Origin of the sequence: Kitasatospora sp. NPDC059973 (genome assembly GCF_042737525.1) — a bacterium.
Lineage (GTDB): Bacteria > Actinomycetota > Actinomycetes > Streptomycetales > Streptomycetaceae > Kitasatospora.
Genome location: NZ_JBHWUI010000202.1, coordinates 1 through 13052 on the forward strand (window position 1 = coordinate 1; position 13052 = coordinate 13052).

Below are 13052 nucleotides of genomic sequence, written 5' to 3' on the forward strand. Positions count from 1 at the left end.
GAAAGCTACACGGCCGGCCTCCATCTACGCGGATCGATCATGTGGTTGAAGTCCCTGACCTCAACCACATGATCCGAACCTTGAACAGCTCCTAGACCGCCTTCGGCGGAGCGGGCGTGCCGGACGCCCTGGGTGGCGGCGAGGCCTTCGCGGAATACGGCGCAGCGCACGCGGGTGCCCGGCGGGGGCGGCGCGGTGTCGAGGGGTTTCAGGCCGAAGATCCCGGGCCCCTGTTCCTGCGGGAGGGCCCGCTCGGCGTCCGCGTTCGGGTCGGGGATTAGGTAAACGCCGGGCTCGTCGGTGAGCTCGTCCAGCTGCTTCTCGATGATGCCGAGCAGGGCGGCGGCGGGAAGCATCCGGCCCTTGGCATCGGCCTCCGCGCCGGGCCACTGGTGGGCGACGATCGCGGTGAGGGCGTTGGTCAGGGCCTGGTCCCAGGTCCCCTCGGCGCCGGCGACCTGGTGGTCGTGGGCGAGCTGGACGGTGCAGCGGGCGTACACGTCGGCGCGCACGCACTGCATCGGCAGCCTGCCGGTGTCGGGGTCCTGGTGGTCCTGGTCGAGCGGGGTGAGCGGTTCTTGCACCAGGCCATCATCGCCGTCCGGACCGACGGTTGTCTCCGGGTTTCCGCTGGCCCGACGCGGAGGGGCCTGCGGGGCGGCGGTGACCTCGAGGGCAGGGTCACCGGGCCTGGCCATCGCGGTGCGGCCCCTTCGTAGGCCGGGTCGGGCTTCGTGACCACCCGAGCGGGACGTCAGGCCCCGCAGCCGGCAGACCGAGATCCACCGCCTGGTCGTCGGTGAGCTCCACCCGACACCGGGGCGCAGGGGCCCCTCGGCGCGAGTGGATAGCGCCCACCGGTCACCGCAGCGAGCCCGGCACCGCTTTGGTGCCGGGCTCGCGACGCGCGCACTCGGTCAGGCCGCTTCGGCCTCGCTGATGCGCTTGTACAGGGCGTTCAGGAACTTCGGGTACCGGCCGGCGGTGCGGGCATCGTCGAAGGCCTGATGCGCGCCCGCCTTCTTCCACGCGACACCGGCTTCCTCCCGCAGCCGCCACAGCCGCTCGGTGAGTTCCGCCGGCCAGAACGAGGCAGCGGGCCCGTCCTGCAAGCCGCCCGCCGGCGGATCGGCGGGCCAGCACAGACGCTCTAGCCACTGCTCCGGAGCGGGGAACCTCACACGGGCCTCCGCCGCGATCTCGGCGGAGAACTCCTCGACCGCACGCTGCGCGGCCCGGGCCGCCAACTGCAGACCGATCAAGTCATCGGGAACAGAAATGTCATCAGGCACGAGAGAGGAGCCTACGGGGCAGGAGCCCTCCGCCGTGCGGGACAAACAGCGATTCGCGGGGTGTTCCAGGCCGCTGCCGTGGGCCACGCCCTTCTGCTCCCCGCCCGCCGGCCGGTAGGCCTCGGCGGGGCGCAGGCGGCCGGGCCTGGGACGACGGGGGACGTCCGCAGGGCCCGGCCGGTGGGAGTCCAGCTGCGCCGGGGGCGTGGCGCGGCCGCTCTGCTCGACGGCCCGTGCTGCACGTGGTGGGGCCGCCGTGCCGGGAATGCTAGCCCCGCCGGTCGGCGGTAGCCAGGGCTTCGACCTGCATCTTTCTGCGGCGACCATGTCGACCGAAGACGGCCGCCGCCCCCGGGGCGCCCGGTAGCGGTCCGTGCCCCGCGCCGCGTGCCCCAGCCCGGGGATGAGGCGTTGACCAGTCATGCACGATCACCCCTCGATCCCTGCCCCGCCGCCGGCCGTCGCCTGGTGGCTTCCCGGCGCTCCCTCCGCGCCCGCCCGCAGAACCGGCATCCCCGGCCTTGCCTCCTGGGCGCAGCGGGCGACGGCGGCCGGGATCGACGTGGGGATCGCGGGCGGGTTGATGACGGCGTACCTGGCCGGGCTGTCGGCGCTGGCGCCGGCGTTCGCTGCGCTGCAGTTGCTGGCGCTGCTCGCGGATGTGCACATTCGGGGGTCGCTGGCGGGTGGGTACTGGGTGGTCGGGGGTGGGTGGCTGGTGCTCCAGTGGGCCGAGCGGGGGGCGGACCGGGCAGGGCCTGGGCGGGCGGCTGGTGGGGATCGTGACGGTGGACGAGGACACCGGCGCGCCGATCGGCGCGGCGCGGGCCATCTGGCGCGGCGTCCTGCACAGCCTGGACGCGCTGCCGGCCTTCGCCGGCTTCGTCCGTCCCGTCACCCACGTGCGACGCCAGACCTGGGCCGACACCATCAGCCGCAGCGTCGTCGTGCGCCAGGACCTGATCGGCCGGATCGCCCTTCCTCGCCAGCAGCAGTGACACCGGCGGGTGCTCCCGTCGCACGGCAGGTCAGGCTCCCCGATCGGAGCCCGACCCGCCAAACGCGCGGCCTACAGGTGCGGGCCGATCACCAGCACCGTGATGACCGAGACCGGCTCGCCCTGGTCGTCCTTCTCGTCCGGCCCGTACATCCAGTAGATGCGCCAGCCCCCAGCTCACGGACCCGGACCCGACGACCCGGGAAGCCGCTGCCGCCGTCCACGCCCGGCTGCTCGCCGTGATCGACGGCGCCGCCCCAGGGCGGTAGCCGGCCCGATATCCCTGCCCCACCCCTGTCCCAGCTCACCGCTGCATCCGCTGACCAGGCAGAGCAGAGTTGAACAGTCCCACCCGGCACAACCGGCCCGAGCTTCTAGGGCTTCGAGGGGGTGGGGCCGTCGGACGGGGGAAGCAGGCAGGGCGTGATGACCCGCAGGTACATGAGGTCGCCGGTCCCCGCGGTGGACGCGGTCGCCGTGTACCGGCTGCTGGGGTGGAAGGCATCGACGAGGGCGTCCGGCTTGCCGTCCACGTCCTCGCGATAGCCCTTCTCCGTCAGGCCCTCGCCGATCAGCATGTCGCGGATCTTCCGGACCGCTTCCGGGTGCCGGGCGCGCGGCACGTGGCTGTCGACGCTGTACATCAGGATGTACCGGTCGTCGGACGGGCTCTCGCCGTTCCTCCCGGTGCACGGGGTGAAGAGCGCGTCGACGGTCTCCGGGTCCGGCTCGATCCCGGCGGTGCGGGCCATGTGCTCGGTGATCTGCTGGGCCCAGGTCTGGGCGTCGGCCTTGGACTTCACGGGTAGTGGGTCACTCCTGTCGGGTTGGGCGGACGAGCACCCGCCGAGCAGCGCGATCAGGAGCGCGGCGGCTGTGATCCGCGCGGAGGTGCGGAATGCGCTGGCAGTCATGGTGCTCCAGGGTCGGCGGTCAACTGGACCGGCTGTGGCGTCAGTGCGGAACGGTGGGGGCGAGGGTCGGCGGGCGGCCAGCGATGATCCGTCCCTGGTTGATGAGGGTCTCGCTGGCCCCACCGGGGCCCATGTTCCAGTAGCCGCCGTGTCCGCTGGTGTCGACCTTGATGTGCTGGGCCCCGAAGATCCCGTACTGGGGGCCCTCACCGAACACGGTGCCGGTAGCCGTCTGGATGAAGTCGTCCTTGGCCGTGCCGACCCAGACGTGCTTCGGGTCGATGTTGAGCTCCGATGCCCGGTCCACCCCCATACCGGGGCTGCCCAGCGCGATGATGTCGTCGGCGTTCACGCCACCGTCCCGCGCGGCGGCGCCCACGACGTAGGTTCCGTAGCTGTGTCCCATCAGGGTCAGGTGCGAACAGACCCCGTTGTCGCCCTCGGCCACCCGCAGGCCCTTGGTGAAGTCGCGCAGGAGCGGCGCCCCGGCGTCACCCCGGTCGGTCTCGGCGACGGATCCGTTCAGCCAGTTCGGTGTCTCGTAGCCCAGCCACGAGACGACGGCCACGTCCCCGTTGCGTTCGCCCTCGGCGGCCTTCTGTAGACGCCGGACGTGGTCCATCTGCCCCGGCACTCCGGCGAGCACGGTCCCGGTGCCCGGCACGAAGATCGCCGTGTGCTGTGCCTTGTCGGGATTCCCCGTCGAGACGATGGCCCGGCCGTTGTTCGCGTCAGGATCGATGCCCAGGAGGAACATCTGGTGCTTCTCGGGGTTCCCGTCGGACGCCGTCAGCTTCCTCTTGATGTCCTCCAGGGCGTTGACCCGCGACTTGTACTCGTCCTCGTCGATACCGAAGTCACCGGGCTTTCCGGTGCGGTAGGCGTCCAGCTTCTCGTCAAGCACCAGACGGTTGGCCTCGTCCCGGACGGTCGCGGGCAGCCCGTCCAGCTTGCCGACCCGGTCGGGGTGCAGAGCCAGATAGGCGTCCTGCTGCTCGGGAGGGAGTCCCTTCCACCACGCCGCGGACTGCTCCGGGTCCTTGCCGTCCGGAATATAGGGATCGACCAGTCCGAGGTCCTGCATCGCGGCGGCCGCCGCGTTCTTCGCCCCCGCGAGCCCGCCGTTCACCTTGGCCGGGTCGAGCGCGCCCGAACTGAGCCGCCCCAAGGCCGTACTACCCTGATCACTGGCTGCCTGGGCGTCCTTCAGCGCGGCATCGATCCGGCCCTGGAACGCCTTCATGTCCCAACCGAGCTGCTGGCGCCCCCTCTGCGCGTCCGGGTCGTTGCGCTCGCCCTCCCCCACGGGCGGAAGGCCAACGACCCCGACCCCGTCGGCGGACACGTTCAGGCCCGCGTCCACGGCCCGGTTCACGGCGTTGACGAGGTTGGTCTGCGCCTGGTGCATCCGGTCAGCGACGGTATTGAGCACCAGGGCGGCGGTATCCGCTTCCATCTTGACGATGTTCAGCTGCTGCTCCGTCTTCCCCATGTACGAAACCGCAGCTTTGGCGTCGTTGCCCTCCCAGTTGCCGGCCAGCGGCCCGTTGACCTGGCTGCGGTGCCGCTGGCCCGCGGTCTCCACCGCGTGCCCCAGTGCCGTCCAGGCCTTCGCCGCGTCCTGCAGCCCGTGCGGATCGAACCGCAGCAGAAGCTGGTAGAGACTCACCTGGCCCCCTGCGGTGCGGCAACCAACGCACCGGCGACCGCACGCTCGGTGTTCTCGTGAGCGGCGGCGTTGGCGTCGAGGTTGGCCGCGGTGTCCGCGAGACGCTGGCGCACATCGGCGAGCGGCTTCGACCATCCGCTCCCCAACTGCCCCAGCCCGCCGGCGATCGACCAGCCGGTGAGCTGGCCCGCCACGGTCTCACTGGTGGTCAGAGCGTTCTGGACCGGTGCCTTCAGCTCCTCCCCCAGCCCCTTCGCGATACCTGCGGACGCCCGCAGGTCCGCCGCCTTCACCACAACCGTGCCAGTGGCGTTGTCAGCCACGTGACTCCCCTCCCCGAAGATGCATGCCCAGCCCCCGCTCCCCGCGGAATGCTAGGCAGACGGCGTACGCTCCGCATCCGTACAGATACTCAGATGCTACGGCCACCCCCGACACGCAGCCAGAACTTCCCGAGACTCCACCGATTCGCGACTGCTCGCCGGCGGCCACCCGCTGCCCGGCGACGCGGCACCGGACCCGCTGCCCGCCGCGCTGCGACCCCTTCCCGCCGGTCAGCCCTCCTGCGCATGCGCCTGCACCCAGGCCGGACGACGGTGAAGGGGGTCAGGCGAGCACGGCGGGAGGCATCGGTGGCAGACGACGTCGGGGCCAACGAGCCAGAAGAGGCGCACCGCCGGCCTTCCGGGGTAAACGACGCGACCGTCGAGGCGCTGGGGATGCTGACGAAGGCACTGGAGTACACCGAGCGGGCCCGCGGCCACCTATACGCGGTGCACCACATGACCGGCGGCGCCGACCGGATGCTCGCCGAGGCGGTCCGGATGCTGCGCCAGGCCGGGCACGCCGTCACCGGCCTCAGCCCGTCAACGCCCGGAGGCAGCCGCAACCGATTCGATGACACCGCGCCAGGTCCTGCGATAGCCCTCGCGAAGAGGCCCGCCGACCAGGTTGAGAATCCCTGACGCCGCGTCGATCATGAGTCCCGGGTCTCCCGACTCACACAGGTGCAGGTGCCCTTCGAGCAGGGCGGCCCCACGCTCCGCGTCCGCTTCCAGAAGGCGCCGTGGCAGCCACTTCCCACCGCCGATCCACGCATGGTGGTAGTCGCAGAGCAGATCGGCCGCAGCGTTGAGAACGAAGCCGGCCACCGCGAGGCGCTCGATCTGGTCGCCCGCGTCGGCGAGGTCGTCCAGAGCGTCCGTCAGCCCATACCTCTTCGTTTCGACCGTCTCCGGTTCCAGCGACGGCGGACCCTCGCGGAGGTCCGCATCGGCCAGGGCACGGGCGCGTCCGGCCTCACCATTCGTGTCGACCAGGACGAGACCGGTGGCATACATGCTCTGCAGGACCGCTCGACGTGCGGCAACGTCCGCTGCGAAGAGGTCCACGAGACCGGCACGAGTGTGGATGAAGAGCTCGACAACACGTCCCTCGAACCGGATCGTCTCCCGGCAGGTCTCGCCGCCGTCTCCGATGAGCACCGCGATGTCCAGGTCACTGCTGGCCGTGGCTCGCCCCGCAGCCGTCGACCCGGCAAGGATCACGACGAGCGCATCGGGGAAACGGTCACACGCGAGACGTCGAGCCTGGTCGACGGGGTCCGGGGTCATGACGGCCAGGGTTTCAGGAACCTTGTGTCAACGGCGACTGAGTTTTCCATTCCCACCGGCTTGACCGCTACGAACCGTGACGGATCCGAGAGCACGGAGCACGGATACAGACCAGTCGAACAACGACTCCTACCAGTACTGGACCCCCCTCACGGTCGAGGGGCCCCGCCACCGTTGGTGCCTGGTGCGGGCAGTCAGCCGATCCGGCCGAGGTGGATCACCACGATGGTGACGGTGGCCTCGGTGATCTCGTACATCACGCATCGTGGTGGCCGTGCAGGGGTGCTGCGCTCACCGTTCCTCCGGAAGCTCTCGTACGGGCGGGTCCGGTACCAGTGTCCTCCCCCGGACTGCGACTGCGCCTGGACGAGCGCGGCGTGCTGATCGAATGGCGCCCCACCGACACGCTCGGACCTGCCATACAGGTCACGGACGGACACGAGGTCCGCCGAGGACTGCCCGACCTCCGTGGCATCCGCCACGCCCTCACCGCGGCCCTCAGTCAGACCCTCCAGGACGCTGGGTACCGGACCACCCCTACCGACCACGCCCTGTTCCTGGTCACCGGAACCCGGCCCCGGCACGCCGGGTGAGGACAGACAGCAACACGCCGCCAATGGCACCTCGTTCGGCGGACTGCTGTTCGGTGTGAGCGAGCTCGTCGTGGGTCGCGGCGAGCGCGACTTCGGTCCAGTTCTGGGAGGGGACGTCGTGTTGGGCGCTGCGGACGGCAGTGAGCCGGCCGTCCTGGTTGAGGACCGGTTCGGCGCCACCACCACCCTCGATCACCTTCGGCGCGAGGCACGCCGATCGCCACAGCGTTCAGACGTCCTCGCCCTACCGCTCACCGGTCACCACTTGGAGCGGGACCGACCGAATGCACGCGCATCGTCCGGTGGGCACGGACAAGCGGCCTGAACGGCCGCCACGAGATCAGGAGGGGGAGGCGTCGGCCGGAGCCGGGTGGCGGCCGAACCAATCCAGGCACACGACGAGGGCGTCGTCCTGGGGGTCGTCGTCGCGGTGGGCAGCGAGTTCGGTCAAGATCGCGCGGGGCACCTCGGCCGCCGGCAGCAGTCGGGTCGCCAGGATGGCGCGGGCCAGCGCCGCGGTGCCGTAGGTCTCGCCCGCTTTCGAGGCGACGGCGTGCACACCGTCGCTGACGAAGATCAGCCGGTCGCCGCGCTGCACCCGGGCCTGCTGCGGCTCGTAGGGGGTCTCGTCGGCAAGACCCAGCGGCAGCTGCGCCTCGAATGGAATGTGCTGGACGGCGCCGTCCCGCAGCCGCAGCAGCTTCGGGGAGCCCGCGTCGACGATCTCCACCAGGCCGGTGTCCAGGTGGAACTCGAGCAGAAGGACGGAGACGTGGGCCTCGCCCCGGTACTGGCCGTAGACGGCCTGATCGGCCAGCGCTGCCTGGTCCGCGATGTCGATGCCGGCTCGCCGCGCGTTGCGCAACGCGTTGATCGCGAGATTGGTGAGGAGCGAGGCGTCAATGCCCTCGCCCATGCCGTTGGTGATGGTCAGGGTGAGGCGGTCCTCGGTGGCCGACCAGTCGAAGTTGTCGCCGTGGATGGCATAGGCGGGCTCCAGTTGGGCGCCGATGGCGTACTCCTCCCGCGCGCAGGCACGGGCTGGCAGCAGCTGCCACTGCATCTCGGCGGCCAGCGTGAGGCGGTCCTTACGGCGGGCCCGGAGGTAGAGGTCGGTGTCGCGGTCCGCGACGACGATCTGGTGGCCGAGCATCTCGGCGATCTCGCCGAATTCCGCCTGCCGCTCCGGTGTGAGGTCAGCGCGATCCACTTCGATGCTGAGCACGCCGAGGCGGTCGCCCCGCACGGTGACCGGCAGGTGCACCACAGCGCCGCCCTCCGAGCCGGGCTCGGTGAACGCCTGCTGGGAACCGAAGGCCCTGCCGGGCGCCCCGGCGTGTGCGGGCAGCGGCTCGGCCGTGTGCGGCAGGTCGGTCACCCGTTGCAGCACGGTCAGGCTGTAGTCGGCCAGTAGCAGCTCGACTGCCCGCACGCCGTAGCAGCGTCCGAGGATCTCACGAGCTGTGTCCAGCAACGCGTACGGGGCGGCGGTGCGCAGCGCGCGCTCGACCGCGGCCAGATCGGCTGTCACCCGTTGTTCTCCTTCTCCTGCGAAAGCGGGCCGATTCGGCAGACCGGTTACCCGGTGAGGGGACCGGGATGCCAGCATGGACCTTATGGACCCCGTCTCCCCGTTCCCGGGCCGTGCCGAACATGCGGCCACCGCGTCGTCCGTGGTGGAGCTCTTGGAGGTCCTCTGGGGTCGGGGCCGGGACCTGGCCATAGCCCCGGTGTCGGTGTCCCAGCTACGGTTGCTCTATGTACTGGCGGAGAACGAGGGAATCAACCTCCGCACGCTCACCGACACCCTCGCATCGCTCCCTTCGTCGGTCAGCCGGCTGTGTGACCGCCTCGAGGCGATCGGGCTCGTCCGGCGCACCGCCAGTACGACCAGTCGGCGCGAGCTCCAACTGCACCTGACACCTGCCGGGCGGGACTTCCTGGCCCAGCTCCGCTCGGCTCGCGAACAGGCACTCGCCGAGGTCCTCGATGCCATGCCCGCAGCCGACCGCCGTGCGTTGATGACCGGCCTGACGGCCTTCCGCAGGGCTGCGACCCCGCGGACGGGTGAGACTTCTGCCGCACGGTCGGCCTGAACGACCTTCGGTCGCTGCACCCTGCCGTTAAGGCCGCTGGGGGACGATCCGCTGCCGTCGTTGAGGAAAGGTGCAGACGGGCCACAGGCTTACGGGCACGGCCGCACGGCCGCCGATTCATCGGATGCGCTCCGGCATGTAACCGATAAGCCCAAGCGCGTCCGCCGACTTTGTCCTCCCCGCAGTTCCTGCGGGCCACGGGGCCGGCGGTTCGGTCGGCTCGTCAAGGCACTGACCTGGCACGCAGTGCCCCGGCCGATACGTCGGTTCCGAGGGTCGGGTGCAGAGGGCGGGGAGAGGGGGCGGGGTATGGCAGGGCAGCTGCGGCGACTTACCGTGACCATCCGGTAGCAGTGCGTCTACGCTGCACCGCTGCCTCGAACATGTGCCGGGGCTGTGCGGGGATCGGGTCCGAGGTTGCGTTTCTGGTGGACGATGCGAGACGGTTGCCGCGATGCAACATTTTCGAGCTGTAGAAGGAGCGGGGTACGCTCGATGCATTCCCGCGCCTATGAGTGCTCCCCAGGGCCCTGCCACCCCTGCGCGAGCAACCGCCGACCTTGTCGCGAGGGCGTGGCATCATGCGCCCTGCCCGGCGCTGGTGATGGACGCCGCGGGCGTCGTGCTGGAGGCGAACGAGTCGGCCCGCGCGCTGTTCAACCACGCGGTGGGCGACGTGCTGGCGGATCTTGCCGTGCCCGACTGGCTCGTCCAGGCGCATCGTCGTCAGGGGGGAGCCGACGGCGGTTCCCCCGCACTTCCCGCCCCTTCGGGCGCGGTGCACCACCGCACCTTCGAGGCGCACCCCACCGATGACGGAGGGGCACAGGTGTTGTGGTGGCTGATGGAGATCACCGATCTGCGCGTGGCAGAGCAGGCGCTGAGAACTGAGCGGGACCGTACCGATCTGCTGTCGCAGATTTCCAGCGCACTGCTGTCCTCACTGAATGTCGAACGCTGCACGGAGGTGACCGCCCGGATGGCTGCCGACCACCTCGCGGATGCGGCCGTCATCGTCGGCCCCGCCCACGGGTACCGCCACCCCCTGACCTACGCACAGAACGGCGGCCCGGTCACGCAGAGCATGGCCCGGATCGACCCGGCCACCGTGCCCGGCCTGGCGGAGGCCCTTCAGGGTTACCCACCGGTGCCCACCCGCTGGATCAGCCCCGACGAGATCCCCGACTGGGCGATCCCGCCCGGCTTCACCGGTCCCATCGGATCGGTGATCGTCACTCCCCTGCCCGGTCACGGCGTCCCCGCCGGCGTGCTCGTCCTGCTCCGGGCCGATACCCACCGCGCCTTCACCGACCGCGAGGAGGTCTTCGCCCGGCTGTTCGCCGCCCGGGCGGGCGCCGCCCTGTCCGCGGCCCGCCTCTACAGCGAGCAGGCCGCCCTCACCACCGTGCTGATGCGCGACCTCCTGGCGCCCACGCTGGAGCGCGTGCACGGCATCGATTACGCCGGCAGCTACCGGGCCGCCAACGACCACGAACGCGTGGGCGGAGACTTCTACGACGTCCACCCCGGCGCGGATCCCTCCCAGGAGACGTTCGCGGTCCTCGGCGACGTCGCGGGCAAAGGACTGGAGGCTGCCGCACTCACCGGCAAGATCCGCAGCGTCCTGCACGCCCTGCTCCCCCTGTCGGGAGACCACCAGCAGGTGCTCGGCCTGCTGAACGGCGCCCTGCTCACCTCCCACCATGCCCGGTTCGCGACGCTGATTCTCGTGTCCGCCCGGCGACGGGCCGGGCAGGTGGACCTGAGGCTGACCAGCGCCGGCCACATGCGTCCGCTGATCGTCCGCAACAGCGGCCAGGTGGAGGAAGCCGCCACATCCGGCCAGTTGGTCGGGGCACTGCCGACGGTGACCTCCCGCACGGTCACGACCGTCCTGGCTCCCGGCGAGACCTGCCTGCTCTACACCGACGGCATCACCGAGGCTCGCGGCGGACCGACCGGTGGTGAGTTCTTCGGTGAACAGCGTCTGAGGCGGGCCCTGGAGGAGTGCGCGGGAATGCCCGCGCAAGCGATCACGGAGCGGGTGCAGATGCTGGCTTCCCAGTGGTTGGGCCGGGGACGGCACGACGACATGGCGACTCTCGCCATCGGCGCGCCGCGGGGCGGACCGCTGAGGATCGTGGAAGGGCGGGGCGGGAGGAACACATGAGCAGCAGTGGCAGCGCGTGGGTGGCCGAGCTGGGTGACAGGTTGTGGACGGCGGTTGCGGGCGGTGACGAGCACGCCGCCGTGGACGTGATCGAGGACGCCCTCGACGCGGGCCACGACAGGGAGACGCTGTTGCTGGAGGTGATCGGGGCCGTCCAGGAGAGGGTGGGCGCCGAGTGGGCCGCGAACCGGATGTCCGTGGCCCAGGAGCACGCCGCGACCGCCATCAACGAGCGGGCGATCGCGGCCGTCGTCCATGGCCACGGGGTGACCGCGGACAGCGTTCGAGGTCGGATCACCGTGAGCTGTGTGGACGGGGAGTGGCACGCTCTGCCTGCCCGTCTGGTCGCCGAAGTCCTGCGACTGCGTGGCTGGCAGGTCGACTACCTGGGTGCCCAGATCCCGACCTCGCACATGATCGCCCACCTGCACGCGACCAACCCGCACGCGGTGCTGCTGTCCAGTTCCCTGCCCACGCACCTGCCCACCGCGCACACCGCGATCGCCGCCTGCCAGGCCGTGGGGATACCCGTCCTGGTGGGCGGGCGGGCGTTCGGCACGGACGGGCGCTACGCCCGCGCCTTCGGAGCGACCCGATGGGCGGCCAACGCTCGCGACGCCGCATCCGCGCTCGACGCCGGATTGCCCAGGCCCGATCCGACCGCCGCCCGACACGCGGTGGACGATCTGCCCCACCTGTCCGACCAGGAATACACCATGGTCGGCCGCTCCCGCGCTCAACTGGTGAAACAGACCCTCGTCGATCTGGAGAACCGTTTCCCCGCGATGCGCTCCTACAGCGACGAACAGCGCGAGCGCACCGCGGAGGACCTCGCCCACATCGTCGACTTCCTCACCACCGCCCTGTACGTCGACGACCCCGACCTGTTCACGACCTTCGTGACGTGGACGGCGGACATCCTCCGTGCACGATCTGTACCCGCTCGATCACTGACGGCAGGCCTGGCCGTCCTCGCCGAGCAGTTGCGCGACTTCCCCCGTGCCACCGCCCTGCTCGGCCAGGCAACCGCCCGTCTCACCGGCCCCGCGGCCCCTTCCACCCCCGAACCAGGTTCACACGCATGACAGCGCCCACACCATTCATCGACATCGACCCCCAGGCCGGGGCGCTCGTCGTCCGCATCACCGGCGAACTGGACCACGACACCGGTCCGGACCTCCTGGACGCCGTCGCGACACACCTCGTGCGCCGACCGTCACCGCCCGAGGTCCGGCTGGACTTCGCCGGCCTCACGTGGATCGACTCCACGGGCCTGTCGACACTGCTGATGGTCCACCGCCACACCACAGCGGCCGGTACCACCCTGCACCTGGACAACCGCCCCGATGTGCTCGAACGGGTGCTCAACCTCACCCAGACCCTCGAACACCTCACCGGTCCCGCCGCGCGGGACCTCGACGCGGAAGCCGTCCCGGACGCTGCCACGGGCGGATAGCTGTCCGCTGTCCGGCCCGCCAGGGCGGCGACGCGGCCTGGGCCATCCGCATCGCGGTCGAGGGGCCGGCCGCCGCTGGGAAACGACCCGGCGGGGCGCCGTCGCAGGCCTTCGCCTTCCCGGGACAACGATGTTCCGCGGCATCTTCCGCACGGACGGGCGGTTCACCCGACGGCGTCCGCCGGGGCGCCCGAGGCCCAGCGCGGTGGCCCGGAACGCCGAACGGCCGGACCCCGGGGAGAGGGGTCCGGC

General features: G+C 70.9%; 13 protein-coding genes and 1 pseudogene. 6 read left to right on the plus strand and 8 right to left on the minus strand.

Annotation, left to right across the window (positions count from 1 at the left end; all coding sequences use genetic code 11):
- Positions 1–5 precede the first annotated feature (5 nt).
- The gene (locus ACFWA9_RS34415; RefSeq protein WP_380392655.1) at positions 6–584 is read right to left on the minus strand and encodes a hypothetical protein; all 579 of its coding nucleotides are present in this window, start codon (positions 582–584) and stop codon (positions 6–8) included.
- A 333-nt stretch (positions 585–917) separates the two neighbouring features.
- The gene (locus ACFWA9_RS34420; protein WP_380392658.1) at positions 918–1292 is read right to left on the minus strand and encodes a hypothetical protein; all 375 of its coding nucleotides are present in this window, start codon (positions 1290–1292) and stop codon (positions 918–920) included.
- Between the two features lie 659 nt (positions 1293–1951).
- Between ACFWA9_RS34420 and ACFWA9_RS34425 the strand changes: the two genes are divergently transcribed.
- Complete coding sequence (locus ACFWA9_RS34425) at positions 1952–2290, plus strand: RDD family protein (protein WP_380392661.1); 339 nt, start codon at positions 1952–1954, stop codon at positions 2288–2290.
- 373 nt (positions 2291–2663) lie between these two features.
- Here ACFWA9_RS34425 and ACFWA9_RS34430 read toward each other — a convergent pair whose 3' ends face one another.
- From ACFWA9_RS34430 to ACFWA9_RS34440, 3 genes are read right to left on the minus strand one after another with little or no spacing between them, the layout of a single operon-like run.
- The gene (locus tag ACFWA9_RS34430) at positions 2664–3203 is read right to left on the minus strand and encodes a hypothetical protein (RefSeq protein WP_380392663.1); all 540 of its coding nucleotides are present in this window, start codon (positions 3201–3203) and stop codon (positions 2664–2666) included.
- 40 nt (positions 3204–3243) lie between these two features.
- Positions 3244–4872 carry an alpha/beta hydrolase gene (locus ACFWA9_RS34435; protein ID WP_380392666.1) on the minus strand — a complete coding sequence of 543 codons (1629 nt, stop codon included), beginning with the start codon at positions 4870–4872 and terminating at the stop codon, positions 3244–3246.
- A complete protein-coding gene (locus ACFWA9_RS34440; RefSeq protein WP_380392669.1) occupies positions 4869–5195 on the minus strand; it encodes a hypothetical protein in 327 nt (108 codons plus the stop codon). Before ACFWA9_RS34440 ends, ACFWA9_RS34435 begins: the two co-directional genes overlap by 4 nt.
- A 246-nt stretch (positions 5196–5441) precedes the next feature.
- Between ACFWA9_RS34440 and ACFWA9_RS34445 the strand changes: the two are divergent.
- A pseudogene (locus tag ACFWA9_RS34445) lies at positions 5442–5720 on the plus strand (hypothetical protein); the annotation flags it as partial.
- 18 nt (positions 5721–5738) lie between these two features.
- Here the strand turns inward: ACFWA9_RS34445 and ACFWA9_RS34450 are convergent.
- The 3 genes from ACFWA9_RS34450 to ACFWA9_RS34460 all read right to left on the minus strand — a co-directional run bounded on the left by ACFWA9_RS34450 (position 5739) and on the right by ACFWA9_RS34460 (position 8609).
- On the minus strand, positions 5739–6485 hold the full coding sequence (locus ACFWA9_RS34450) for a nucleotidyltransferase domain-containing protein (protein ID WP_380392672.1): 747 nt from the start codon (positions 6483–6485) through the stop codon (positions 5739–5741).
- Between the two features lie 194 nt (positions 6486–6679).
- Positions 6680–6967, minus strand: a complete 288-nt coding sequence (locus ACFWA9_RS34455; RefSeq protein WP_380392674.1) for a hypothetical protein — start codon at positions 6965–6967, stop codon at positions 6680–6682.
- A 451-nt stretch (positions 6968–7418) separates the two neighbouring features.
- A complete protein-coding gene (locus tag ACFWA9_RS34460) occupies positions 7419–8609 on the minus strand; it encodes a PP2C family protein-serine/threonine phosphatase (RefSeq protein WP_352298265.1) in 1191 nt (396 codons plus the stop codon).
- Positions 8610–8694: 85 nt separating this feature from the next.
- Here ACFWA9_RS34460 and ACFWA9_RS34465 point away from each other — a divergent pair, with 85 nt between their 5' ends.
- The 4 genes from ACFWA9_RS34465 to ACFWA9_RS34480 all read left to right on the plus strand — a co-directional run bounded on the left by ACFWA9_RS34465 (position 8695) and on the right by ACFWA9_RS34480 (position 12800).
- Positions 8695–9174: a MarR family transcriptional regulator gene (locus tag ACFWA9_RS34465; RefSeq protein ID WP_352298268.1), complete on the plus strand. Its 480-nt coding sequence runs from the start codon at positions 8695–8697 to the stop codon at positions 9172–9174.
- Between the two features lie 511 nt (positions 9175–9685).
- Positions 9686–11344 carry a SpoIIE family protein phosphatase gene (locus ACFWA9_RS34470; protein WP_380392678.1) on the plus strand — a complete coding sequence of 553 codons (1659 nt, stop codon included), beginning with the start codon at positions 9686–9688 and terminating at the stop codon, positions 11342–11344.
- Positions 11341–12429, plus strand: a complete 1089-nt coding sequence (locus ACFWA9_RS34475; RefSeq protein ID WP_380392681.1) for a B12-binding domain-containing protein — start codon at positions 11341–11343, stop codon at positions 12427–12429. The genes ACFWA9_RS34470 and ACFWA9_RS34475 overlap by 4 nt, the downstream gene beginning before the upstream one ends.
- Entirely contained in the window at positions 12426–12800 is a 375-nt protein-coding gene (locus ACFWA9_RS34480) for an STAS domain-containing protein (RefSeq protein WP_352298273.1), read from the plus strand. The genes ACFWA9_RS34475 and ACFWA9_RS34480 overlap by 4 nt, the downstream gene beginning before the upstream one ends.
- Positions 12801–13052: the final 252 nt, after the last annotated feature.